The 21,842-nt window shown below is 69.7% G+C and carries 22 protein-coding genes and 1 pseudogene; 13 read left to right on the forward strand and 10 right to left on the reverse strand.

All coding sequences use genetic code 11. The features are described from left to right. Positions 1 to 581 (forward strand): annotated as a pseudogene (locus tag ASF22_RS00005) (porin family protein); the annotation flags it as partial. Positions 582 to 905: 324 nt separating this feature from the next. Beyond that, entirely contained in the window at positions 906 to 1,622 is a 717-nt protein-coding gene (locus ASF22_RS00010; RefSeq protein WP_056260446.1) for a DUF2076 domain-containing protein, read from the forward strand. 123 nt (positions 1,623 to 1,745) lie between these two features. Here ASF22_RS00010 and ASF22_RS23555 read toward each other — a convergent pair whose 3' ends face one another. Then, entirely contained in the window at positions 1,746 to 2,636 is an 891-nt protein-coding gene (locus ASF22_RS23555; protein ID WP_056260449.1) for a L,D-transpeptidase, read from the reverse strand. 240 nt (positions 2,637 to 2,876) lie between these two features. Between ASF22_RS23555 and ASF22_RS00020 the strand changes: the two genes are divergently transcribed. From ASF22_RS00020 to moaD, 4 genes are all read left to right on the forward strand, one after another. Continuing rightward, complete coding sequence (locus ASF22_RS00020; protein ID WP_056169668.1) at positions 2,877 to 3,617, forward strand: protein phosphatase CheZ; 741 nt, start codon at positions 2,877 to 2,879, stop codon at positions 3,615 to 3,617. Between the two features lie 129 nt (positions 3,618 to 3,746). Then, entirely contained in the window at positions 3,747 to 5,738 is a 1,992-nt protein-coding gene (gene uvrC / locus ASF22_RS00025; RefSeq protein ID WP_056170636.1) for an excinuclease ABC subunit UvrC, read from the forward strand. A gap of 69 nt (positions 5,739 to 5,807) precedes the next feature. Next, positions 5,808 to 6,407: a CDP-diacylglycerol--glycerol-3-phosphate 3-phosphatidyltransferase gene (gene pgsA / locus ASF22_RS00030; protein WP_056169670.1), complete on the forward strand. Its 600-nt coding sequence runs from the start codon at positions 5,808 to 5,810 to the stop codon at positions 6,405 to 6,407. Positions 6,408 to 6,418: 11 nt separating this feature from the next. Further along, on the forward strand, positions 6,419 to 6,670 hold the full coding sequence (gene moaD / locus ASF22_RS00035; RefSeq protein ID WP_056260451.1) for a molybdopterin converting factor subunit 1: 252 nt from the start codon (positions 6,419 to 6,421) through the stop codon (positions 6,668 to 6,670). Positions 6,671 to 6,692: 22 nt separating this feature from the next. On the opposite strand, the gene ASF22_RS00040 is transcribed toward moaD, so the two are convergent. Further along, positions 6,693 to 6,914: a DUF2093 domain-containing protein gene (locus ASF22_RS00040; protein ID WP_056169677.1), complete on the reverse strand. Its 222-nt coding sequence runs from the start codon at positions 6,912 to 6,914 to the stop codon at positions 6,693 to 6,695. A 107-nt stretch (positions 6,915 to 7,021) separates the two neighbouring features. On the opposite strand from ASF22_RS00040, the gene ASF22_RS00045 reads away from it, so the two are divergent. Genes ASF22_RS00045 through deoA form a run of 4 tightly spaced genes read left to right on the forward strand, consistent with a single transcriptional unit; the run spans position 7,022 to position 10,281 of the window. Then, a complete protein-coding gene (locus tag ASF22_RS00045) occupies positions 7,022 to 7,429 on the forward strand; it encodes a cytidine deaminase (RefSeq protein ID WP_056260453.1) in 408 nt (135 codons plus the stop codon). Beyond that, entirely contained in the window at positions 7,422 to 8,249 is an 828-nt protein-coding gene (locus ASF22_RS00050; RefSeq protein ID WP_056260455.1) for a purine-nucleoside phosphorylase, read from the forward strand. Before ASF22_RS00045 ends, ASF22_RS00050 begins: the two co-directional genes overlap by 8 nt. After that, positions 8,246 to 8,974 carry a deoxyribose-phosphate aldolase gene (gene deoC / locus ASF22_RS00055; RefSeq protein WP_056260457.1) on the forward strand — a complete coding sequence of 243 codons (729 nt, stop codon included), beginning with the start codon at positions 8,246 to 8,248 and terminating at the stop codon, positions 8,972 to 8,974. The genes ASF22_RS00050 and deoC overlap by 4 nt, the downstream gene beginning before the upstream one ends. Next, a complete protein-coding gene (gene deoA, locus ASF22_RS00060) occupies positions 8,971 to 10,281 on the forward strand; it encodes a thymidine phosphorylase (protein WP_056260459.1) in 1,311 nt (436 codons plus the stop codon). Before deoC ends, deoA begins: the two co-directional genes overlap by 4 nt. A 4-nt stretch (positions 10,282 to 10,285) precedes the next feature. Here deoA and ASF22_RS00065 read toward each other — a convergent pair whose 3' ends face one another. From ASF22_RS00065 to dnaK, 4 genes are all read right to left on the reverse strand, one after another. Beyond that, positions 10,286 to 10,609: a hypothetical protein gene (locus ASF22_RS00065; RefSeq protein ID WP_056260462.1), complete on the reverse strand. Its 324-nt coding sequence runs from the start codon at positions 10,607 to 10,609 to the stop codon at positions 10,286 to 10,288. A 102-nt stretch (positions 10,610 to 10,711) separates the two neighbouring features. Further along, positions 10,712 to 11,368 (reverse strand): rRNA adenine N-6-methyltransferase family protein, encoded by a 657-nt coding sequence (locus ASF22_RS00070; RefSeq protein WP_056169693.1) that lies wholly within the window; start codon positions 11,366 to 11,368, stop codon positions 10,712 to 10,714. Between the two features lie 171 nt (positions 11,369 to 11,539). Then, positions 11,540 to 12,709 (reverse strand): molecular chaperone DnaJ, encoded by a 1,170-nt coding sequence (dnaJ, locus tag ASF22_RS00075; RefSeq protein ID WP_056260464.1) that lies wholly within the window; start codon positions 12,707 to 12,709, stop codon positions 11,540 to 11,542. Positions 12,710 to 12,821: 112 nt separating this feature from the next. Further along, positions 12,822 to 14,735 carry a molecular chaperone DnaK gene (dnaK, locus tag ASF22_RS00080; protein WP_056169699.1) on the reverse strand — a complete coding sequence of 638 codons (1,914 nt, stop codon included), beginning with the start codon at positions 14,733 to 14,735 and terminating at the stop codon, positions 12,822 to 12,824. A 455-nt stretch (positions 14,736 to 15,190) separates the two neighbouring features. On the opposite strand from dnaK, the gene ASF22_RS00085 reads away from it, so the two are divergent. Continuing rightward, on the forward strand, positions 15,191 to 16,177 hold the full coding sequence (locus tag ASF22_RS00085; protein WP_056260466.1) for a hypothetical protein: 987 nt from the start codon (positions 15,191 to 15,193) through the stop codon (positions 16,175 to 16,177). A gap of 118 nt (positions 16,178 to 16,295) precedes the next feature. Here ASF22_RS00085 and ASF22_RS00090 read toward each other — a convergent pair whose 3' ends face one another. Beyond that, on the reverse strand, positions 16,296 to 16,904 hold the full coding sequence (locus ASF22_RS00090; protein WP_056169703.1) for a YqgE/AlgH family protein: 609 nt from the start codon (positions 16,902 to 16,904) through the stop codon (positions 16,296 to 16,298). Positions 16,905 to 17,068: 164 nt separating this feature from the next. On the opposite strand from ASF22_RS00090, the gene ASF22_RS00095 reads away from it, so the two are divergent. Together ASF22_RS00095 and ASF22_RS00100 are read left to right on the forward strand one after the other, a co-directional pair. Beyond that, a complete protein-coding gene (locus ASF22_RS00095) occupies positions 17,069 to 17,551 on the forward strand; it encodes a peroxiredoxin (protein ID WP_056169705.1) in 483 nt (160 codons plus the stop codon). Positions 17,552 to 17,775: 224 nt separating this feature from the next. Next, positions 17,776 to 18,213, forward strand: a complete 438-nt coding sequence (locus ASF22_RS00100; protein WP_056260468.1) for a nuclear transport factor 2 family protein — start codon at positions 17,776 to 17,778, stop codon at positions 18,211 to 18,213. Between the two features lie 13 nt (positions 18,214 to 18,226). Here the strand turns inward: ASF22_RS00100 and thrB are convergent, their stop codons facing one another. The 3 genes from thrB to ASF22_RS00115 all read right to left on the reverse strand — a co-directional run bounded on the left by thrB (position 18,227) and on the right by ASF22_RS00115 (position 21,785). Continuing rightward, positions 18,227 to 19,192, reverse strand: a complete 966-nt coding sequence (thrB, locus tag ASF22_RS00105; RefSeq protein ID WP_056260470.1) for a homoserine kinase — start codon at positions 19,190 to 19,192, stop codon at positions 18,227 to 18,229. A gap of 87 nt (positions 19,193 to 19,279) precedes the next feature. After that, the gene (ispH, locus tag ASF22_RS00110) at positions 19,280 to 20,281 is read right to left on the reverse strand and encodes a 4-hydroxy-3-methylbut-2-enyl diphosphate reductase (protein ID WP_056260472.1); all 1,002 of its coding nucleotides are present in this window, start codon (positions 20,279 to 20,281) and stop codon (positions 19,280 to 19,282) included. A 100-nt stretch (positions 20,282 to 20,381) separates the two neighbouring features. After that, complete coding sequence (locus ASF22_RS00115; RefSeq protein ID WP_056260473.1) at positions 20,382 to 21,785, reverse strand: PLP-dependent aminotransferase family protein; 1,404 nt, start codon at positions 21,783 to 21,785, stop codon at positions 20,382 to 20,384. Positions 21,786 to 21,842: the final 57 nt, after the last annotated feature.

Genomic DNA, 21,842 nt, shown 5'->3' on the forward strand with positions numbered 1-21,842 from the left:
TGCTCTTCCGATCTAACTACCAGTTCACCCCGGGCTCCGGCKTCGTCGTCGGYGTCGAGGCCGACGCCCAGTACGTCGACTTCGGGCGTGAGCGGAACCGCTTCTCCGCCACCGGCCCCCTCGCCGCCCAGCAGGTCTTCAACCCGGCCGGCGTCTCCAGCCTCGACTACTTCGGCACCGTCCGCGGTCGCCTCGGCTACGCCTTCGACCGCACCCTCGTGTACGGCACCGGCGGCTTCGCCTACGGTTCGGGCGGCGGACGCGAGTTCGGCCTGAACAGCGGCAGCCGCGACAGCTTCCAGACCGGCTGGGCTGCCGGCGGTGGCATCGAGTACGCGCTCCCCACSGACTCGTTCTTCAACTTCTTCAAGTCCTCGGCCGTGACGTTCAAGGTCGAAGGCCTGTACGTCAACCTCGAGCAGAACAACCGCAACGCCGGCGCCTTCGCCGTCAACAACGCCGGCGCGACCATCTTCACCAACAGCCCCGGCGTCGTCCTGGCCAGCGGTGGCCGTCAGGTCCGCGACACCGAGTTCGCCGTCGTCCGCGCCGGCCTGAACTACAAGTTCGGCTCGTACTAGGACCCGACCGGCGCTCCCTCGGAGCGCCACCGGACTCCCGTCATCGTGAGAAGCCCGGCCGAAAGGCCGGGCTTTTTCGTGTNAGTTCGGCTCGTACTAGGACCCGACCGGCGCTCCCTCGGAGCGCCACCGGACTCCCGTCATCGTGAGAAGCCCGGCCGAAAGGCCGGGCTTTTTCGTGTTCCGGCGCACGCCCGTGACGGATCGATGCATCCGAACGGCGGAGTTTGCGTTGAGCCCCTGACAAAAGCCCACGGCGTTCCCCATCTGTGAACCGCTCGCGCGGTGAGAACGCCGCCGGCTTGGCCCCAGGAGGACAACTCCATGAACAGCGAAGAACGCGACGTCATCGGCGGCATTTTCCAGCGCCTGGAGCAGGCGGCGAGCCAGCCCCGCGATCTCGAAGCCGAGCGCTTCATCGCCGACAAGCTGCGTGCCCAGCCCTACGCACCCTACGCGATGGCGCAGCTCATCTACGTGCAGGAGGAGGCGATCAAGAGCCTCAACCAGCAGCTCGAACAGGCCAAGCAGGCAGGCCAGCAGCAGCCCCAGGGCGGCGGCGGGTTCCTGTCGAGCATCTTCGGCGGCGGGTCCTCGCGCCAGGAGCCGCAGCGTCCGGCCGGTCAGGCCTGGGGCAGCCCCGGCCAGCAGCAGCCGGGCTATGGCCAGCCGCAGCCCGGTTACGGCCAGCAGCCGGGCTATGGCGGTCCGCAGCAAGGCGGCCCGTGGGGCGGCCAGCAGCAGGCGGCCCCGGCGCGCGGCGGCGGCTTCATGGCGACCGCGCTGCCGATGGCGGCGGGTGCGGCCGGCGGCATGCTCCTCGGAAGCGCCCTGTCGAACGCCTTCGCGGGCGGCCATTCCTCCCTCGGCAGCGCGGCAGCGGCCGGTCTGCCGGCCTCCGGTGCTGCGGCGGGCGGTGATTCCGACCTCGGCTCGGCCTTGGGCGGCGGCGGCGACTTCCAGGAGGCGTCGTTCGGTGGTGATGCGGGCGACGATTTCGGCGGCGACCTCGGCGGCGGTGGCGACGACGACTGGGTGTGAGATCGGCTCCGGCCGCCCCCTCCGGGCGGCCGGGCTTCGATTCCCGAAAGGATCGGCTCCGGGTAAGGGGCCGATCCTTTCTACGTTTCGAGGGGCTTCGTTCCCGCGCCCGTCTGCCTGCCTTCAGAGCACCTCGACGCGGGTGCCCACGGGGGTGCGCTCGTACAGATCGATGACGTCCTCGTTCATCATCCGGATGCAGCCCGACGAGACCGATTGGCCGATGGTGTGCGGCTCGTTGGTGCCGTGAATGCGATAGAGCGACGAACCGAGGTAGAGCGCCCGCGCGCCGAGCGGGTTGCCGGGCCCTCCGGCCATGTGGCGCGGCAGGTCGGGACGACGCCGGATCATCTCCGACGGCGGGGTCCAGTCGGGCCATTCCCGCTTCTGGCTGATGGACTTGAGGCCCGACCAGGCGAAGCCCGGGCGGCCGACGCCGATGCCGTAGCGGATCGCCTTCCCGCCGGGCTGGACGAGGTAGAGGAATTTCCCCGGCGTATCGACCACGATGGTGCCGGGACGCTGGCCGCCGTCATACGCAACGACCTGACGGGCGAAGCGCGGGTCCGCTGCCCGGCCGATGGTTTCGGCACCCTGCTGTCCGTAGGCCGGCCCCGGCTCACGCCCATAGGCCTGGGGTGCGCGTCCGTAGGCCTCGGGCGCACGCCCATAGGCTTCGGGAGGACGCCCGTACATCTGCGGTGTGCGTCCGGACTCCTCCGGGCGCGCTTCGACCGGCGGCAGGGCGGCGAGGCGGACCCGCGGCGGCACGGGGACGGCCGGCGGCATGGCTTCGGGCACACGGTCCCCCGACGAGAGACGGCGCATGGGCGCCGCCTCGTAGCGGCCCCCGGCCGGTGCAGGGGGCGGGGCATCGCTCATCAGGAATTCGATGAGGCCGCCGCCGTAGCGGCCCGGCGCCGCCTGCGCCGCCGCCGGGCTGGCCCCCACGGTGATTCCCACGGTGATTCCCATGGCCAACGCCACGCCGGCCACGCACCCTTCGATCCGCATGATCTTCCCCCGACACACCCGACCCGATGGGGTCCCGTCTCGGGCCAGGATCGCGTCGGGCGGGTCGGCGTCCGGTGAAGGAACGTGGTGAATCCTTCACGAGACCGGTCCTCGACGGCGCCGGAACCGATTCAGCGTGAACGGGTGGTAAAGGTTGCCCAACCGTTGCGGCATTCAAGAAATGGCAACCAGTTTGGCCGATGGTCCCTTCGCTGAACTCTGGCGGGCTTGATCTCACCGATGACCACGAAACGTTACCGCATCGAAGACAGCCTCGGCCTCGCCGCGAGCGCTCCCACGCCCGCACCGGAGGCGGCCGTCGCGTCCGAGGCGGTGGCCCTCAACAACACCCGCCTCGAAGAGATCCTGTCGGCGATCCAGGACCTGCGCCGCGTCACCCAGACGAGCACCGTGGAGACGGTGGAGGCCTGCCGGCGCGAGCTGAGCGAGGCCTTCGCCATGCGCTCCGAGCTCGACATCATGAAGGATGCGATCACCCGCACCAAGCAGGAGATCGCGACCCTCTACCGCTCGGAGAACACCGGCAAGGGCATGCGCCGGGTGGCGGGCGAGCTCGACGCCGTGGTCGATTCCACCGAGCAGGCCACGAGCACGATCCTCGGCGCCATTGAGGAGATCGAAACCAACGCCAGCATGCTGCGCGCCATGACCACCACCATGGCGGGGCGCGAGAACATCGACGCCATCCTCGAGCGCGTGGTCGTCGCCTTCGAGGCGTGCAACTTCCAGGATCTCACCGGCCAGCGCATCAACAAGATCGTCGGCGTGCTGAAATTCATCGAGGAACACCTCGACCGGATGATCGACGCCTGGGGCGGCCTCGACACCTTCAGCGAACTCCTCGGCGTCAACGGCGGCAAGATCGACATCGAGGACGAGAACTCGCTTCTCAACGGGCCGAAGCTCGACGGCGATGCCGGCCACGTCGACCAAGGCGACATCGACGCGCTGTTCGACTGATCGCCCCTTCCCTCACGAATCCACGCGGCTTAGATCAGGCTAATGAGCCGCGAAAAGAGCCGCGAAACCAAACGCGAGACCCCGAACGGCCAGAGCCTCGGGGACGCTCCGCCGGAGGATCTCGACGCCATGGACGAGGCGGAGGACGCCTCCGAACTCGCTCCGGACGACGACGCGCCCGAGATCGACTTCGATTTCGAGGAGGGCGCGGTCAAGGCCGGGACGGAGATCATCCGCCGGTTCTGGACCACCCTGCCCTCGGGCCCGGGCGTCTACCGGATGTTCGACGCGAAGGGCGACGTCCTCTACGTCGGCAAGGCGAAGAACCTGAAGGCCCGGGTCGGCTCCTATGCCCGCGGACAGGCGCATTCGAACCGCATCGCCCGGATGATCTCGCAGACGGCGGCGATGGAGTTCGTCACCACCGCCACGGAGACCGAGGCGCTGCTGCTCGAGGCCAACCTCATCAAGCAGCTGAAGCCGCGCTTCAACGTCCTGATGCGGGACGACAAGTCGTTCCCCTACATCCTCGTCACGGCCGATTCCGAAGCCCCGCAGATCGTCAAGCATCGCGGCGCCCGCCGGCGCAAGGGCAGCTATTACGGGCCGTTCGCCAACGTCTGGGCCGTCAACCGCACGGTCAACGCGCTCCAGCGCGCCTTCCTGCTGCGCACCTGCACGGACAGCTACTACGAGAACCGCACCCGGCCGTGCCTGCTCTACCAGATCAAGCGCTGCGCCGGTCCGTGCACGGGCGAGATCGCCCTGCCGGAGTACCAGGCGCTCGCCGACAACGCGAAGGCGTTCCTCGCCGGCAAGTCCAACGCCGTGAAGGACCGTATGCGCGAGGAGATGCAGGCGGCCTCGGAGGTGATGGAGTTCGAGCGCGCCGCCCGTTTTCGCGATCGGATCTCGGCCCTTTCGGCGATCCAGGGGACGCAAGGAGTCAACACCCAAGGCGTCGAGGAGGCCGACGTGTTCGCCCTCGATGAGCAGGCGGGGCAGTTCTGCATCGAGGTGTTCTTCTTCCGCAACTTCCAGAACTGGGGCAACCGCGCCTACTTCCCCAAGGCCGACCGCAGCATGACGGCCGACGAGGTGCTGGCCTCGTTCATGGGCCAGTTCTACGACGACAAGCCGGCCCCACGTCTCGTCCTCGTGTCCCACGTCATCGAGGATGCGGAGCTGCTCGCCGCCGCCCTGTCGAGCCGCACGGACTACCGGGTCGACATCCATCTGCCCCAGCGCGGCGAGCGCAAGAACCTCGTCGAGTATGCCCAGCGCAACGCCAAGGAGGCCCTGGGGCGGCGCCTCGCCGACACCGCCTCCCAGGGCAAGCTGCTGGTGGCCCTCGGGCAATCGTTCGGCTTGGCCGCCGCGCCCCGGCGCATCGAGGTCTACGACAACTCGCACATCATGGGCACGAACGCGGTGGGCGGCATGATCGTCGCCGGGCCGACGGGCTTCGCCAAGACCCATTACCGCACCTTCAACATCAAGTCCGAGGAGCTGACCCCGGGCGACGATTACGGGATGATGCGCGAGGTGCTGCAGCGCCGCTTCAAGCGCCTCGTGAAGGAGAACCCGCGGACGCCCGCCCAGGCCGAGGCGGCGGATGGGGAGCCGGCGGCCGTCGCTGCGCCGGAGGCCGACACCGAGACCATGCCGGCCTGGCCCGATCTCGTCCTCATCGACGGCGGCAAGGGCCAGTTGGACGCCGCACGCACGGCCCTGGAGGAGATGGGCGTCACCGACGTGGCGCTGGTCGGCATCGCCAAGGGGCGCGACCGCGACGCCGGCCGCGAGACCTTCTTCGTGCCGGGGCGCCCGCCGTTCAAGCTGCCGCCGCGCGACCCGACCCTGTACTTCGTCCAGCGCCTGCGCGACGAGGCCCACCGCTTCGCCATCGGCACCCACCGGGCCAAGCGCAAGCGCGAGATGATGGTGAACCCGCTCGACGAGATCGCCGGCATCGGTCCGACGCGCAAGCGCGCGCTCCTGCACCATTTCGGAACCGTGAAGGCGATCCAGCGGGCGGCGTTCGAGGATCTGGCGAAGACGCCCGGCGTCAACGCCGCCACGGCCCGCGCCGTCTACGACTTCTTCCACGCCCAGACCTGAGGGCGCCGGACCAGCATGAGCGAGGCACAGCGGTTGACCCCCACTCCGCCCCATGGTTTCACCGCGCCGATGGAGCCGACCCCCACCCGCCGCCGTTCGCCGGCCTGGACGCTCGCGAACTGCCTGACCTACGGGCGGCTCGTGGCCGTGCCCATCGTCGTCGCCCTGCTGTACTGGCCCGTCGAGCACACGGCCCGGTTCGCGGCCCTCGGCGTCTACATCCTCGCCGCCATCACCGACTACCTCGACGGCTACGTGGCGCGGACCTACGACCAATCCTCGGCGCTCGGCCGCATGCTCGACCCCATCGCCGACAAGCTGCTGGTGGCCGCCTGCCTCCTCATGCTCACCGCCGATGGCACCATCCATGGCTGGACCCTGTGGGCCGCCATCGTGATCCTGTGCCGGGAGATCCTGGTCTCGGGCCTGCGCGAATATCTCGCCGAACTGAAGGTCGGCGTGCCGGTGAGCCGGGTCGCCAAGTGGAAGACCACCCTGCAGCTCGTGGCCATCGGTTTCCTCGTGGCGGGCCCGGCCGGCGAAACGATCCTGCCGGGCACGGTGCAGACCGGGACCTACCTGCTGTGGATCGCCGCGGCCCTGACGCTCTATACGGGGTGGGATTACATGCGGGCGGGCATCAAACACGTCATCGACGACCCGCGCTGAGAGATGGTCTCATGAAGCTCGTCTACTTCGCCTGGGTGCGCGAACGCGTCGGCAAGGCCGAAGAGGTGGTGGACCTGCCGGGCGACCTCGCCACGGTGGCGGATCTCCTGCGCTGGCTGGGCGGCCGGGGCGAGGAATACGCCTACGCCTTCGAGGGGGACGGCGTCGTGCGCGTCGCCATCGACCGTGTTCACGCCAAGCCCGACGCGCCCCTGGCGGGCGCATCCGAGATCGCGTTCTTCCCGCCCATGACCGGCGGCTGAGAACAGGACCGACGGCTGAGGATCAGCCCGCGACGGCGCGCTCGCGCAGGCGCTGCATCACCGCCTCCGGGGTCGCGTAGGCTTCCTGATGCACGGCGCTCCAGTAGCGCAGGGCGTCGAGTTCGATGGGCGCGCCCGTGACGGCGCAGCGCACGAAGCGGCCGGGCTTCACCACCCGCATGGTGCCGTCGCCGTACTCCACCGTCGCCTCGCCCGACGCACTCCGTTCAAACCGACCCAGCATCGCCGTCCGTCCCTGCCGCCATCCTCGTCCCTCGCGTCTTAAAAGGCCGGTGGCGCCCTGTCGATGATCCCTCGACAGGGCTCCGGCATCGGTGCCAAACATCGCGCATGGACCCCGATCTCCAGAGCCTGTTCGACGCCGCCCGCGTCGCCCGCGCGCGGGCTTACGCGCCGTACTCGCGCTTTGCCGTCGGAGCCGCCCTGCGGGACGCGGACGGCCGGGTCCATGCCGGCTGCAACGTCGAGAACGCGGCCTATCCGGTGGGCTCCTGCGCCGAGGCCGGGGCCATCGCCGCCATGGTGGCGGAGGGCGGGCGGGCGATCCGCACACTGCTGGTGTTGGGGCCCGGCCCCGGCCTCGTCACCCCCTGCGGCGCCTGCCGCCAGCGCATCCGTGAATTCGCCACGCCCGGCGCTGTGATCCACGTGGCCGACGACGACGGCATCCGCGCCCGGTTCACCCTCGGCGCCCTGCTGCCGGACTCGTTCGGGCCGGAGAACCTGACCGATGCCTGACGGGGCCGGGCTCGCTGCGACGGTCGATCGCCTGCGCATGCAAGGGTTCGCAGGACCGTTCGCCTGCGCCATCGTGACCGGCACCGGCCTCGGCGCCCTGGTGGAGCGCCTCACCGACGCCTACGCACTGTCCTATGGGGAGATTCCAGGCTTTCCCGCACCCGGCGTCAGCGGCCATGGCGGGCGGCTCCATGCCGGGCGGCTCGGTGGGCGCCGCGTCCTGGTGTTCGAGGGCCGCGCCCATGCGTACGAGATCGGGAACGCCGCCGCCATGCGGGTGCCCCTCGGTGTCGCGCGGGCGCTGGACGCCCGCGCCCTTCTGCTGACCAACGCCGCCGGGTCGCTTCGGCCCGAGGCCGGTCCGGGCCAGCTCGTGGCGCTCAGCGACCACATCAACCTGTCCGGCCTCAATCCGCTCATCGGGGAGGCGAGCGAGGCACGCTTCGTCCCCATGGTGGGCGCCTACGATTCGAATCTGCGGAAGACGCTGCACGCCGCGGCCGTATCCTGCGGCCTGGTCCTGCACGAGGGCGTCTACGCGTGGTTCTCGGGCCCCAGCTTCGAGACGCCGGCGGAGGTCCGCATGGCCGGGATCCTCGGCGCCGACCTCGTCGGCATGTCCACGGTGCCGGAGGCGATCCTCGCCCGCTTCCTCGGCCTGCCCGTGGCGGCGGTCTCGGTGGTCACCAACCTCGCCGCCGGCATCGGCGACGGCGACCCGCACCACGACGAGACCAAGGCCGTGGCGGCGCGGGCGGCCGCCGACCTCGCCCGCCTCGCCGAAGCCTTCGTCGCCCGCCTGCCGGAGCCCCACGCATGACCGACGCTTCGATCGCGCGGCGCGCCCTCCCGCTCCTCGACCTGACCGACCTGGGCGACACCTGCACCGAGGCGGCCATCGACGCCCTGTGCACGGCCGCCCGCGCCAGCGGCGTCGCGGCAATCTGCGTCTGGCCCCGGTTCGTCGCGCAGGCCGCCCGGCTCCTCGCCGGATCGGGCGTGGCGGTGGCGACCGTGATCAATTTTCCGGCCGGGGGCGAGGATGCGGCGCGGGCCGTCGCCGACACCCGCGCGGCCCTGGCGGACGGCGCCGACGAGATCGACCTCGTCCTGCCCTATCGCGCCCTCCGCGAAGGCCGCCCCGAACCGGCGCGCGCGATGGTCTCGGCCGTGCGGGACGCCTGTGGGCCCGCCTGCCTCAAGGTGATTCTGGAAACCGGCGAACTCGCCACGCCGGAGCTGATCGAAGGGGCGAGCCGCCTCGCCCTCGCGGCGGGTGCAGACATGATCAAGACGTCCACGGGCAAATCCGCCGTCTCGGCGACCCCGGAAGCGGCCGAGATCATGCTGGTCGCCCTCCGGGAGACCGGCGGCGAACACGGCCTCAAGGTCTCGGGCGGCATCCGGACCGTGGCCGACGCCGCCCTGTATCTCGCCCTCGCCGACCGCATCATGGGGCCGGATTGGGCGACGCCCAGAACCTTCCGCATCGGCGCGAGCGGCCTGCACGCCGCCCTCATCGCCGCCCGGGACCCCAGGCCATGATGCTGCCGCAGGAAATCATCCGGGCGAAGCGGGACGGGCTCGCCCTCGATCCGGCCCGCATCGCCGACTTCATCGCCGGCCTGACCGATGGGCGCGTCACCGAGGGCCAGGCGGCGGCCTTCGCCATGGCGGTGTTCTTCCGCGGTTTGTCCCTGGACGAGCGCGTCGCCCTGACCCGGGCGATGACGCATTCGGGCACGGTGCTGCGCTGGGACCTGCCGGGCCCCGTCCTCGACAAGCATTCCACCGGCGGCGTCGGCGACGCGGTCAGCCTCGCCCTGGCGCCCCTGGTGGCGGCCTGCGGCGGCTACGTGCCGATGATCTCGGGGCGCGGCCTCGGGCACACGGGCGGCACCCTCGACAAGCTCGGGGCCATCCCGGGCTACGAAGCGCGGCCGGACCTCGACCGGTTCCGCCGGGTCACGAAGGACGTCGGCTGCGCCATCATCGGCCAGACACCCGACCTCGCGCCGGCCGATGCCCGGCTCTACGCCATCCGCGACGTCACCGGCACGGTGGAATCCCTCGATCTCATCACGGCGTCGATCCTGTCGAAGAAGCTCGCCGCCGGCCTCGACGGCCTGGTGATGGACGTGAAGGTCGGCTCGGGGGCGTTCATGGCCGAACCGGACCAGGCGCGGGGGCTCGGCGAAGCCATCGTCGGCGTGGCGGGCGGGGCCGGCCTTCCGACCGTTGCCCTCATCACCGACATGGACTCGCCCCTCGCCTCGGCGGCGGGCAACGCCCTGGAGGTGGCCTACACCCTGGATTATCTCGGCGGGCGTGCGCGGGAGCCCGCGTTCCATGCCATCACCGTCGAACTCGGCGCCGAGATGCTGATGCTGGGCCACCTCGCGGACAGCTTGCCCGCCGCGCGGACGCGATTGGAGGAAGCCCTCGATTCCGGGCGTGCCCTGGCGATCTTTTCCCGCATGGTGGCGGCGCTCGGTGGCCCGGCCGACCTCGCCGAGCGTCCTGGGCAGTACCTCGCCAGGGCCGCCGTCGTGCGGACCGTGACGGTGCCGGAGGCCGGCGTCATCCGCCGGGCGGCGACCCGCGACATCGGTCTCGCCGTCATCGGCCTCGGCGGTGGCCGGACCCGGCCGCAGGACGCCATCGACCCCGCCGTGGGGTTCACCGGCCTCGCAAGGGCCGGCGACGCGGTCGGTCCCGACCGGCCGCTCGCCACGATCCACGCAAGGGACGCCGCCTCGGCGGACCGGGCCGAGGCGGCCCTGCGAGCGGCCTACCTGATCACGGCCGAGCCTCAGCCGGCCGATGCCCTGCTCCGCGACAGGATCGCCTGACCGATCAGTACCGGTCGTAACCCCGGCCGCGGCCGTCGTGATGATGGTGGTGATGGTGGCCCCAGTGGCGCCGGCCGTAGCCACGGTCGTGATCCCAGCCGCGATGGTGACCACCCCAGCCGCGGTCATGGCCGCGATGATGATGCCCGCGATCGTAGCCCCGGTGACCGTAGCCGTCATGATCGTAGACGGGCACGAACTCGGCTTGCGGTCCGACATCGGCGAACGGCAGCGCTTGGGCACCGCCGATGCCGAGGCCGATCGCGAGGGCGAGGCCGGCGGCGAGGCGGCGGCTTCGGACGAGCAGCGTGTGGGGGCGAAAAGCCATGACGGTCTCCCGGTCTCAGGGGGTCGACGACATCTCGACCCCGTCAGGAGAACCTAGATCGCGACGGCTGAACGCCGTGGCCGGGAGCCGTTCAGCCCTGCGTCAGGGACGGCGATAGGCCCAGACGCGCGCCGGCGGCAGGTTGAGCCAGACGCGGTTGGAACGGCTCGCCGTATAGGTCCCGGCATCGCAGCGCTCGGGAATCGGCGGAACCACCGCGTAGGTGAACTGCACGAAGGGCGCTCCCGCATGCATCATGGCGTGGGCGGCGTTGAGGAGCTTGAGACGCTGTTCCAGGGGCTTGGTGAACAGCGGAAGGCTCGACACCGTGGCGGCGGCCTTTTCGTGGACGAGGGCCCCGAGGGTGGCGGTGATGTCGTAGGCATCGCCCTGCACCACGGTGGCCCGGGGAAACCGCGTCCGCAGCAGCCGGCAGAAATCCGGGTTGTACTCGACCAGGATCAGGCGCTCCTGCTCGATGCCCCGTCGCACGAGGGCTTCCGTCACCGGACCCGTACCCGGCCCGAGTTCGATGACCGGCCCGGCCATGCGCGGATCGACGTAGGACGCCATGGTGCGGGCGAGCATCTTGCCCGACGGGGTCACCGACCCCGTGACGAGGGGACGCTCGAACCAGGAGCGCAGGAAGCGGGCCTCGTCCTCCAGCGGATCGCGCCGCACGCGCGGGGCCCCGGGCGCACCCTGAAGAGCGCCGAGGGCGGCTTGGAGTTTGGTGCTGGGACGGCGGAGCGGCGGCAAGACCCTAGGCCCTCAGATCACGGTTTGGGAAGGAAAGGCTAGACGCCGAAGGCCGTGTACAGTCAAGCCGCATCGGCGCTTTGCCCCCGGGTCCGGTCGTGCGTTCGGTCGAGCGGTGCGGCCCAGCCACAATCATAACCGGGCTCGCGGCCGTTCGATCCCGCACCGTGTTCACTGTCGGGCGGTACCGCCGAGTCCGTCGAAGAACTCGCGGACCTTGGAGAAGAAGCCCGCGCTCTCGGGGTGGTTCTCGTCGGAAGCCGACTGACCGAATTCCTGCAGTAGCTCGCGCTGGCGCTTGGTCAGATTCTGCGGCGTCTCGACGAACACCTGGATGTAGAGGTCGCCGACCTCGCGGGCGCGCAGCACCGGCATGCCCTTGCCCTTGATGCGGAACTGCTTGGCCGTCTGGGTGCCGGCCGGGATCCGCACCTGGGTCTGCGAGCCGTCGATGACCGGCACGGTGATCTCGCCCGACAGGGCCGCCGTCACCATGTTGATCGGCACCCGGCAGAACAGGTCGGCGCCGTCGCGCTGGAAGAATTCGTGCGGCTTGATCGAGAGGAACACGTAGAGGTCGCCTGCCGGGCCGCCGCGCAGGCCGGTCTCGCCCTCGCCGGCGAGACGGATGCGCAGGCCGTCGTCGACGCCCGCCGGCACGTTGATCGACAGGGTGCGCTCGCGCGTGACGCGGCCGGCGCCCGAGCAATTGCCGCACGGATCGTCGATGACCTCGCCGCGTCCGTGGCAGTTCGGGCAGGTCCGCTCGATGGCGAAGAACCCCTGCGCGGCGCGTACGCGGCCGTAGCCGCCGCAGGTCTGGCACGGGCGCGGCTTCGAGCCGGCCTTGGCACCCGACCCCGAACATACCTCGCAGGTCACGGCGGTCGCCATCTTGATGGTCTCCGCCTTGCCGGCGAAGGCCTCCTCCAGGGAGATCTCGAGGTTGTAGCGCAGGTCAGCGCCGCGCTCGCGGGTGGAGCCGCCGCGTCCGCCCGCGCCGGCTCGCGCACCGCCGGGGGCCGCGCGTCCGTCGCCGAAGAAATTGTCGAAGATGTCCGACATGAAGTCGCCGAACTCGTTGCCGAATCCGGGACCGCCCCCGCCGCCGCCCTGCTGGAACGCGGCATGGCCGAAGCGGTCGTAGGCTGCGCGCTTCTGGCCGTCGGTCAGGGTCTGGTAGGCCTCGTTGACTTCCTTGAACTTGACCTCGGCCTCCGCATTCCCGGGATTGCGATCGGGATGGTAGGTCATGGCGAGCTTGCGGAAGGCGACTTTCATCTCGCCGTCGGTCGCGGTCTTGGCGACGCCAAGAATCTCGTAATAGTCCCGCTTCGACATACCCGCCCTCAAAAGTCGTTCGGCGCGCCGGCATCCACCGGGGACCGCACCGTCATCTGACCAGACATGGCGAGGGGCCGGATTACTCCGACCCCCCGTTTCTCAAGGGGCGTTATGCCCGCTTCTTCTGGTCCTTGTCATCGACTTCCTGGAAGTCGGCGTCGATGACGTCGTCCTTCTTGGCTTCGCCGGCCGGCGCCTCGGCCCCGGCCTCACCGCCCTGGTTGGCCGCGTACATGGCCTCGCCGAGCTTCATCGACGCCTGCATCACGTCGGTTGTGCGAGCCTTGATGGTCTCGACGTCGTCGCCTTCGAGGGCCGTGCGCAGCGCCGTAATGGCGGTCTCGATGGCACCCTTGTCGTCGGCCGAGACCTTGTCGCCGTACTCCTTGACCGACTTCTCGGTGGCGTGGACGAGGCTCTCGCCCTGGTTCTTCACCTCGACGAGCTCGCGACGCTTCTTGTCCGCTTCGGCATTGGCCTCGGCATCCTTGACCATCTTCTCGATATCCGCATCCGAGAGGCCGCCCGAGGCCTGGATGCGGATCTGGTGCTCCTTGTTCGTCGCCTTGTCCTTGGCCGTCACGTTGACGATGCCGTTGGCGTCGATGTCGAAGGTCACCTCGATCTGCGGCATGCCGCGCGGGGCCGGCGGAATGCCCATGAGGTCGAACTGGCCGAGCATCTTGTTGTCGGCCGCCATCTCGCGCTCACCCTGGAAGACCCGGATGGTGACGGCGTTTTGGTTGTCCTCGGCCGTCGAGAAGGTCTGGGACTTCTTCGTCGGGATGGTGGTGTTGCGGTCGATGAGGCGGGTGAACACGCCGCCCAGGGTCTCGATGCCGAGCGACAGCGGGGTGACGTCGAGGAGGAGAACGTCCTTCACGTCGCCCTGGAGCACGCCGGCCTGGACCGCCGCGCCGATGGCCACGACCTCGTCGGGGTTGACGCCCTTGTGGGGCTCCTTGCCGAAGAACGACTTCACCACTTCCTGGATCTTCGGCATGCGGATCATGCCGCCGACGAGCACGACCTCGTCGATCTCGGAGGCCGAGACGCCCGCATCCTTGAGGGCCTTGCGGCAGGGCTCGATGGTGCGCTGGACGAGATCGTCCACGAGGGACTCGAACTTGGCGCGGCTGAGCTTGAGCGCGAGGTGCTTCGGCCCGGAGGCGTCGGCCGTGATGTAGGGCAGGTTGATCTCGGTCTGGGTCGCGGAGGACAGCTCGATCTTGGCCTTCTCGGCGGCTTCCTTGAGGCGCTGGAGCGCGAGCTTGTCCTTCGTCAGGTCGATGCCCTGCTCGCGCTTGAACTCCGCCGCGAGGTACTCGACCACGCGGTTGTCGAAGTCCTCGCCGCCGAGGAAGGTGTCGCCGTTGGTGGACTTCACCTCGAACACGCCGTCGCCGATCTCCAGGATCGATACGTCGAAGGTGCCACCGCCGAGATCGTACACCGCGATGGTGCCGGCCTTCTTCTTGTCGAGGCCGTAGGCCAGCGCCGCGGCGGTGGGCTCGTTGATGATGCGCAGCACTTCGAGGCCGGCGATCTTGCCCGCGTCCTTGGTGGCCTGGCGCTGGGCGTCGTTGAAGTAGGCGGGCACGGTGATGACGGCCTGCGTCACCGGCTGGCCGAGATGGGCTTCCGCCGTCTCCTTCATCTTCTGCAGGGTGAAGGCGGAGATCTGCGAGGGCGAATACTTCTTGCCGTCGGCCTCGACCCAGGCGTCGCCGTTGTCACCGCGGACGATGTTGTAGGGCACGAGGCCCTTGTCCTTCTGCGTCATCGGATCGTCGTAGGTGCGCCCGACGAGGCGCTTGATGGCGAAGAAGGTGTGTTCCGGGTTGGTGACCGCCTGGCGCTTGGCCGGCTGGCCGACGAGGCGCTCGCCGTCGTCGAGGAAGGCGACGATGGACGGCGTGGTGCGCGCACCTTCCGCGTTCTCGATGACCTTGGGCTGCGAGCCCTCCATCACGGCAACACAGGAATTGGTGGTGCCGAGGTCGATACCGATAACTTTACCCATGGTGGGATCCCTCTGTTGTGCTTGGTCAAGCAGACCGCCGAGCCCCGAAGCAGCTCGGCCCATGGCGGTGAAAAACTGAGATTGGCGAGCCGGATCGCGCCCGGGCCGAACGTCGCGAAACGCTCAGGCTCGGGTCCTAATCCCGCGTCCCGCCGGATATAAGAAGGGGGATGCGGAGCCGCAAGGCGAACCGGAAACGACCCGGGGGAACCGGGCGCGCCCCCGGAGCGGATCGCGCCCGAGGGCGTTATCCCGTTCTCGCAGCGGCTCGATCCCGGCCGAGGACGCGAATTCCCACGGCCCGCCGCCGCGATTCTGTTGTAACGGCGCCACGTTCAAGCCATGGCCCCCATGGTAGGCTGACGTGTGGCCGTGTTCGTCCGCGAGTTGATCTCGCAGTTCCTGCGGCCGGCGAGCTCCCGCGGCCGGCGAGTTCCCACAGCCGGAAAGTCCCAATGCCCCCGTTGACCCGCGCCCTCCTCCTCGCACCCCTGCTGCTCGCGCCACCCAGCCCGGCCGCCGCGCAGAACTTCTTCGAGGAGCTGTTCGGGATCGGGCGCGCCGCCAAGCCGCCGGTTCCGCCCCGCGGCGTCCCGGGCGGCGTCCAGCCGGGCTCGCCCATCGCGCCGCCTCCGGGCGCCCCGGGGGATGCGCCGACGGCGGAGGTGCCGCGCGCGCCGGCGGTTCCGAAGCAGCCCGTGGTTCTCAAGGCGCCGCCGGAGGACAACGTCGTCGGCCAGGAGCTGATGCACAACGGCCTCAACGGCAGCCTGAAGCTGGAAAAGACCGGGGGCGGCACGACCGCCCGCATGACCCTGCCGGGCACCAAGGTGTCCCAGCCGAGCGAGAGCTGCACGGTGCCGTGGAACGGCGGCACGCCCACGACCCTCACGGCCGAAGGGCGACCCGACGGGCTAGCCCGCTTCGAAGCCGCCGGGGCCACCTGCCCCCTGCGCTTCGAGGTGGTGGACGGCGGTGTGCTGGTGACATCGCTCGGGGCCACGCCGATCTGCACCGTGGCGGCCGCCGATTGCGCCACCACGCCGGTGGGCCTGTGGGGGCCGGCCGCCGCGACCCTGATCCCGCGGGCGGCCGAATTCGACGGCGCGCGCGGCACGGCCGACCGCGCGGTCCGTGAGAACTACAAGCTCATGACCCAGCGGGCGCGCGGACAGGACGTCCGCCCCATCGTCACCGAGCAGGCGGCGTTCTCGTCCGACCGCGAGCAGCTGTGCCGGACCTATGCCCGGGAAGGCGCGCACGGCTTCTGCAATCTGCGCTTCACCGAAGGCCGAGCCCTCGCGCTCGCCACCCGCCTCGGCGTCAACACCGCCAGCGCCGCCCCGACGGCGGCCGCCGCCCCACGGCCGCGCCGCAAGCCGCAACCGTCCGTCGAGGGAATGAACCCGGATGCCGGCGGCGCGCCGGCTTTTCCGGAGTAGGGGTTTCGAGAGGGATCATCCCTTTGGCGGGTGCCGGGCAGAGACCGACGAAGAATCAGGGCCGGTTTCTCAAAACTCTTGCCCTGACCCGCGAGGGGCTCGCCCTTCGGACCCCGATTCAGGCGTGGCCGGCATCCATCGACAGCATGGCCGGGTCGATGCCGATGCCGCGCAGGGTGCGTTCGTACTTCGCATCGAGGGCGGTGTTGAAGATCAGCTCCGGGTCGGCCGGGCAGGTGAGCCAGCCGTTGGCCAGGATCTCGTTCTCGAGCTGGCCGGCCTGCCATCCGGCATAGCCGAGCGCCAGGACGGCGCTGGCGGGACCGGCGCCGTTGGCGATGGCCCGCAGGATATCGACGGTGGCGGTGAGGCAGATGCCGTCGTCGATGATCAGGGTCGACTGGTCGATGTGGAAATCGTCCGTGTGCAGCACGAAGCCGCGCTTGGCATCCACCGGGCCGCCCATGAGCACGGGCATGTGGCCGACCCGCTCGCGCAGGCGGATGGCGTCGAGTTCGGTGGCGATCTCGAGCTGGATCAGCAGGTCGGGCATGTTGAGGTTCTGAACCGGCTTGTTCAGGATGATGCCCATGGCTCCATCCGCCGAGTGGGCACAGAGATAGATCACCGAGCGCGAGAAGCGCGCATCCGTGAGCCCCGGCATGGCGACCAGGAACTGGCCTTCGAGGGAGGCGGGATCACCCGACTGGGACCGTGATGACTGCATACCCCATGCTACGCCCGTCGGTGCCCTTGTCCAAGGCGCAAATCCGAGAGGCGCAGCAAGGCGTTCGGCCGCGTGTGCACGGCCGTCGCGGTTGCCTCGACACGCGGGAGCCCGCGCGATAGACGGCAGGGACGTACGGGCGCGACGCCCGCAGGAGATCACCCATGACGATCCAGGTTGGCGACCACCTGCCCCAGGTCACGTTCCGCGTCAGCGGCAAGGACGGCCCCGAGGCCCGGACCACGGACGACGTGTTCAAGGGGCGTCGCGTCGTCCTCGTGGGCGTGCCCGGCGCCTTCACCCCGAGCTGCCACCGCAACCACCTGCCGGGCTTCGTCGAGAAGCAGGCCGAGATCAAGGCGCGCGGCATCGATGCCGTGGCGATCACCTCCGTCAACGATGTGTTCGTCCTCGATGCCTGGCAGAAGGCCAGCGGTGCCGAGGCCCTTGAATTCCTCGCCGACGGCAACGCCGAATTCGCCAAGGCGCTGGGCCTCGACATGGACGGCACGGGCTTCGGCCTCGGGCCGCGCTCGAAGCGCTACGCCATGCTGGTGGAGGACGGCGTCGTGCGGGTGCTCAACGTCGAGGATTCGCCGGCCAAGACCGAGATCTCCGGCGTCGACGCGCTGCTCAAGGTGATCTGACGCTTCGGTCACCCACCGAGACCATGCGGGCCCGAGGTGATCCCCCGGGCTTTTTCATGCCTCCCTGCATTCGAGGTCTGTGCCGTCGCCTGGATATGGTTTTCGCCGACGAGGCGGCCGGACCGGCCAAAAGTTCGGCAGCTCTTATCAAGCTTTCAAGATACGAATTTTAGGCGGACACTGTCGTTTCGGGAATCAACCAAGCTTTCGATAGGGAGAACGCCATGCCCTTCCGTTCCGAAACCTGTGCCATTGTCCTCATGGCTGGCCTCGCGATGTCGGCGCCGGCCTTCGCGGATGATCCGAAGGCCACGGCCCAGGCGGCGGCCGACCGCTGGGACCAGAGCTTCAACACCGGGGATATGGACGCACTGACGACGCTCTACGGCACCGACGCCGAAGTCGTCACGAAGGGGGCGCCGCTCTCGGGCGGCCCGAGCATCCAGGCCTACTTCACCAATCTGAAGTCGAAGGGGTTCGCGGATCACAAGGTGACGGTCCAGTCGGCGAAAGCGAAGGGCGACCTCCTCCTCGCCAGCGGACGCTGGGAGGCGAGCGGCCCCGGGGACGGCGGCGCCCGCAAGGTGTTCAGCGGAAACTGGGTCAACGTCCTGGAGCGCCAGGGTGACGGGTGGCGGACGGTGCTGCACACTTGGAACTGAAGCACGGCCCCGATCAGGCGCCGCGCCCGTAATCCTCGGCCCGTGTCGCCGCGCGGTGGAACGTCAAGCGGCGGTCGTATTCCAGGGGGTCCTTCGGCTGGACCAGGGCGCCCGGCGGCACGTTCAGCCAATCGACCAAGCGGGTCAGCAGGAAGCGCAGGGCCGCGCCCCGGCACAGGATCGGCAGGGCGGCGACCTCTGGCGGGGTCAGGGGCCGGACGGTCTCGTACCCGGCGATGAGGGCCGCGCCCCGGTCGCGGTCAAAAGTGCCGTCGGCCTCGAAGCACCACGCGTTGAGGCAGATGGCGAGGTCGTACGCGAAGGCGTCGGTGCAGGCGAAGTAGAAATCGATGAGGCCCGACAGGTCGTCGCCGATGAAGAACACGTTGTCGGTGAAGAGGTCGGCGTGGATCACGCCCGAGGGCAGACCGCGCGGCCAGCCGGCTTCAAGAACCGCGAGGTCGCCGCGCACTCGCTCGGCGAGGCCCGGCGCCACGCCGTCGGCCTGGGGTTCGGCGCCCCGGAACAGCGGACCCCAGGCTTCGACCGAGAGGCTGTTGTCGCGCCGCATGGGAAAATCGCTGCCGGCGGCGTGCAGGCCCGCCAGCGCCCCGCCCAGCGCGCGGCAATGGTCGGGATTCGGCCGTTTGACCGAAACGCCTTCGAGGAAGCTGACGATCACCGCCGGACGGCCGCAGAGTTCGCCGAGCGCCACGCCGGCGCGGTTGCGGATCGGCTGCGGGCAGGCGAGGCCGCGCGCGGCGAGATGCTCCATGAGGTTGAGGAAGAACGGCAGGTCGTCCAGGCGCACCCGCTTCTCGTACAGGGTGAGGATGTAGGCGCCGGCCGTGGTGTGTACGAAGAAGTTGGTGTTCTCGACGCCCTCAGCGATGCCCTTGTACGAGAGCAGGGTGCCGATGTCGTAGGCGCTGAGGAAGCGGGTCAGCGCCTCGTCGGAGACCTCGGTGTAGACGGCCACGGGCGGTTCGCTCGAAGGTTCGGGGTTCAAAAAGAACAAGGGCGCCGATGGGCGCCCCTGCAGGTCGAATCGATGGAAAGGCCGCGTCTACTCGGCGGCTTCGCTGCGCAGTTCGCGCGGCAGCGGAAAGGACATGTCCTCCACCACCGTCGAGACCGTGTCCACCGTGACGGTGTAGCGGGCGGCGAAGGCGTCGATGATCTCTTCCACCAGCACTTCCGGGGCCGAGGCGCCGGCGGTGAGGCCGAGGCGGCGCACGTCCTTAAACGCCTCCCAGTCGATCTCCTCGGCGCGCAGCACGAGGCGGGTGATCGGGCAGCCGACGCGCTCGGCGACCTCGCGCAGGCGCTGCGAGTTCGAGGAGTTGGACGAGCCCACGACGATCACGGCATCGACGAGGGGGGCCACCTGCTTCACCGCCTCCTGGCGGTTGGTGGTGGCGTAGCAGATGTCGTCCTTGTGCGGCCCGGTGATGGTCGGAAACTTCTTCTTCAGGGCCTCGACGATGTGGTGCGTGTCGTCCACCGACAGGGTCGTCTGCGTCACCCAGGCGAGGTTGTCGCGGCTCTCAGGCTCGAGGGCGGCGATCTGCTCGAGGTCTTCCACCAGGGTGATGGAGCCGGCGGGCAACTGGCCCATGGTGCCGACCACCTCAGGATGGCCCGAATGGCCCACGAGGAGAACGTGGCGGCCGCGCTTGTGGTGGATCTCGGCCTCGCGGTGAACCTTGGTCACCAGGGGGCAGGTGGCGTCGATGGTGGTGAGCCCGCGCGAATCGGCGTTGTTCGGGACGGTCTTGGCGACGCCGTGGGCGGAGAAGATCACCGGGGCGGAGCCGTCCGGCACCTCGTCGAGCTCACGCACGAACACGGCGCCTTTGCGCTTCAGGCTCTCGACCACGTATTTGTTGTGGACGATCTCGTGCCGGACGTAGACCGGCGGTCCGTAGATGGCGAGCGCGCGCTCGACCACGTCGATGGCCCGTACCACGCCGGCGCAGAACCCGCGCGGGGCGCAGAGCAGAATCTCCAGGGGGGGCTTCTCCGCGCTGGCGGAGGCGGTCTGGGTGGTCGGGATTGCTTCGCTCATGATAGCCGGGATGTGGCGAGGCTGGGCCGCCCCTGTCAACCGCTCATAGCCGAAAACCGTCCCTGTGGCACGGGCGGGCGTATCAAACCTGTCGAGCGTGTCATGCAGGCCCACCCTGCATCGCCGCGTCCAGCACCGAGAAGATTCGCGGTTCGGCGCAATGGGCGACGTTGAAGCGCAGGAAGCGCGTACCCGCCCCGGAGGTGCTGAACGCCGCCCCCGGCGCCAGCACCACGCCCTGGCCGAGCGCGCGGCGGGCGACGTCGCCCGAATCGAGGCCTTCCGGCAGGGCGGCCCACAGGAACAGGCCGCCGCGCGGCTCGGTCCAGAGCGTCAAGCCTGCCGCTTCCAGGCGCCGCGCCGCGAGGCCACGATCGCGGGCGAGCTTTTCGCGAACCTCCGAAAGGTGGCGGCGATAGGTGCCGTCGGTGATCAGGCGATGCATGAGCAGGGCGGCGAGGTGGCCGTTGCCGAGACTCATGGCGAGCTTGAGATCGACGAGGGGCTCGATCCAGTCCGGCCGCACGGCGAGAAAGCCGCAGCGCACGGAGGCCGACAGGGTCTTCGAGAAGCTGCCGACCTGGATCACCCGCTGGAGCCCGTCGAAACCGGCGAGCCGCGGCGCCGGCTCGGGTTCGAGATCGCCGAAGATGTCGTCCTCGATGATCAGGGTGTCGTGCGCCTCCGCCAGGCGCAGCACCCGGTGGACGATGGCCGGGGCGAGGGTCGCACCCGTGGGGTTATGGAGCGCCGAGTTCGTCAGGTAGAATCGGGGACGGTGCGCCGACAGGAGCGTCTCCAGGGCCGTGAGATCCGGCCCCGTGGGCGTGAACGGCACCCCGACCACCGTGACCCGGTGGGCGCGCAGGAGCGCGTGGTAGTTGAAGTAGCAGGGGTCATCCACCACCACCGTATCGCCCGGCGCCAGGAGGAAGCGGCACAGGAGGTCGACGGCCTGCGTCGCCGAATCGAGCAGGAGGATCTGGTCGGCATCGGCGACGATGCCCTTCTCCTCCATCCGGCGCGCGATCTGGGCGCGAAGCGGGGCGAGGCCGAGGGGCTGGTCGTAGCAGACGAGGCTGCGCGTGCCCTCTCGGGCGAGGTGGCGCAGGCCGCGGCGGATCGCGTCGCCCGGCATCCACGCCGTCGGCAGCCATCCCGAGCCGGGCTTCAGCAGGTCCGGGCCGGATTGCATCGACTGACGGGTGATCCAGAGGGGATCGACGGCCCGGTCGAGTTCCGGCCCCACGGTCTTGAGGCAGAGCGGGCGGGTCTTGCCGGCGACGTAGAAGCCCGAGCCCCGCCGCGCCACGATGGCGCCCTCGGCACCGAGCCGGTCGTAGGCCTCCACCACGGTCGATTTCGACACGCCCATGGATTCGGCAAAGCTCCGCACGGAGGGCAGGCGGGCTCCGGGTGCGAGCTGGCGGCTCGCGATGCGCTCGGCGATGGCCTGGGTCACCGTCTCGACCAGGGTCGGCGGGCTCGGCGCGCGGGATTTCATCGGCACTGTCTTTCGATCTGTACGGCACTTCCTGCCGGACAATTCTGGCGAAGCGTA

The sequence above is a fragment of the Methylobacterium sp. Leaf87 genome (genome assembly GCF_001422775.1).
GTDB lineage: Bacteria > Pseudomonadota > Alphaproteobacteria > Rhizobiales > Beijerinckiaceae > Methylobacterium.

Excerpts from the sequence above, each read along its gene's own strand:
- ASF22_RS00010 (WP_056260446.1), top strand. The coding sequence starts at position 906 with ATGAACAGCGAAGAACGCGACGTCATCGGCGGCATTTTCCAGCGCCTG.
- ASF22_RS23555 (WP_056260449.1), bottom strand. The coding sequence starts at position 2,636 with ATGCGGATCGAAGGGTGCGTGGCCGGCGTGGCGTTGGCCATGGGAATC.
- ASF22_RS00020 (WP_056169668.1), top strand. The coding sequence starts at position 2,877 with ATGACCACGAAACGTTACCGCATCGAAGACAGCCTCGGCCTCGCCGCG.
- uvrC (WP_056170636.1), top strand. The coding sequence starts at position 3,747 with ATGGACGAGGCGGAGGACGCCTCCGAACTCGCTCCGGACGACGACGCG.
- pgsA (WP_056169670.1), top strand. The coding sequence starts at position 5,808 with ATGGAGCCGACCCCCACCCGCCGCCGTTCGCCGGCCTGGACGCTCGCG.
- moaD (WP_056260451.1), top strand. The coding sequence starts at position 6,419 with ATGAAGCTCGTCTACTTCGCCTGGGTGCGCGAACGCGTCGGCAAGGCC.
- ASF22_RS00040 (WP_056169677.1), bottom strand. The coding sequence starts at position 6,914 with ATGCTGGGTCGGTTTGAACGGAGTGCGTCGGGCGAGGCGACGGTGGAG.
- ASF22_RS00045 (WP_056260453.1), top strand. The coding sequence starts at position 7,022 with ATGGACCCCGATCTCCAGAGCCTGTTCGACGCCGCCCGCGTCGCCCGC.
- ASF22_RS00050 (WP_056260455.1), top strand. The coding sequence starts at position 7,422 with ATGCCTGACGGGGCCGGGCTCGCTGCGACGGTCGATCGCCTGCGCATG.
- deoC (WP_056260457.1), top strand. The coding sequence starts at position 8,246 with ATGACCGACGCTTCGATCGCGCGGCGCGCCCTCCCGCTCCTCGACCTG.
- deoA (WP_056260459.1), top strand. The coding sequence starts at position 8,971 with ATGATGCTGCCGCAGGAAATCATCCGGGCGAAGCGGGACGGGCTCGCC.
- ASF22_RS00065 (WP_056260462.1), bottom strand. The coding sequence starts at position 10,609 with ATGGCTTTTCGCCCCCACACGCTGCTCGTCCGAAGCCGCCGCCTCGCC.
- dnaJ (WP_056260464.1), bottom strand. The coding sequence starts at position 12,709 with ATGTCGAAGCGGGACTATTACGAGATTCTTGGCGTCGCCAAGACCGCG.
- dnaK (WP_056169699.1), bottom strand. The coding sequence starts at position 14,735 with ATGGGTAAAGTTATCGGTATCGACCTCGGCACCACCAATTCCTGTGTT.
- ASF22_RS00085 (WP_056260466.1), top strand. The coding sequence starts at position 15,191 with ATGCCCCCGTTGACCCGCGCCCTCCTCCTCGCACCCCTGCTGCTCGCG.
- ASF22_RS00090 (WP_056169703.1), bottom strand. The coding sequence starts at position 16,904 with ATGCAGTCATCACGGTCCCAGTCGGGTGATCCCGCCTCCCTCGAAGGC.
- ASF22_RS00095 (WP_056169705.1), top strand. The coding sequence starts at position 17,069 with ATGACGATCCAGGTTGGCGACCACCTGCCCCAGGTCACGTTCCGCGTC.
- ASF22_RS00100 (WP_056260468.1), top strand. The coding sequence starts at position 17,776 with ATGCCCTTCCGTTCCGAAACCTGTGCCATTGTCCTCATGGCTGGCCTC.
- ispH (WP_056260472.1), bottom strand. The coding sequence starts at position 20,281 with ATGAGCGAAGCAATCCCGACCACCCAGACCGCCTCCGCCAGCGCGGAG.
- ASF22_RS00115 (WP_056260473.1), bottom strand. The coding sequence starts at position 21,785 with ATGAAATCCCGCGCGCCGAGCCCGCCGACCCTGGTCGAGACGGTGACC.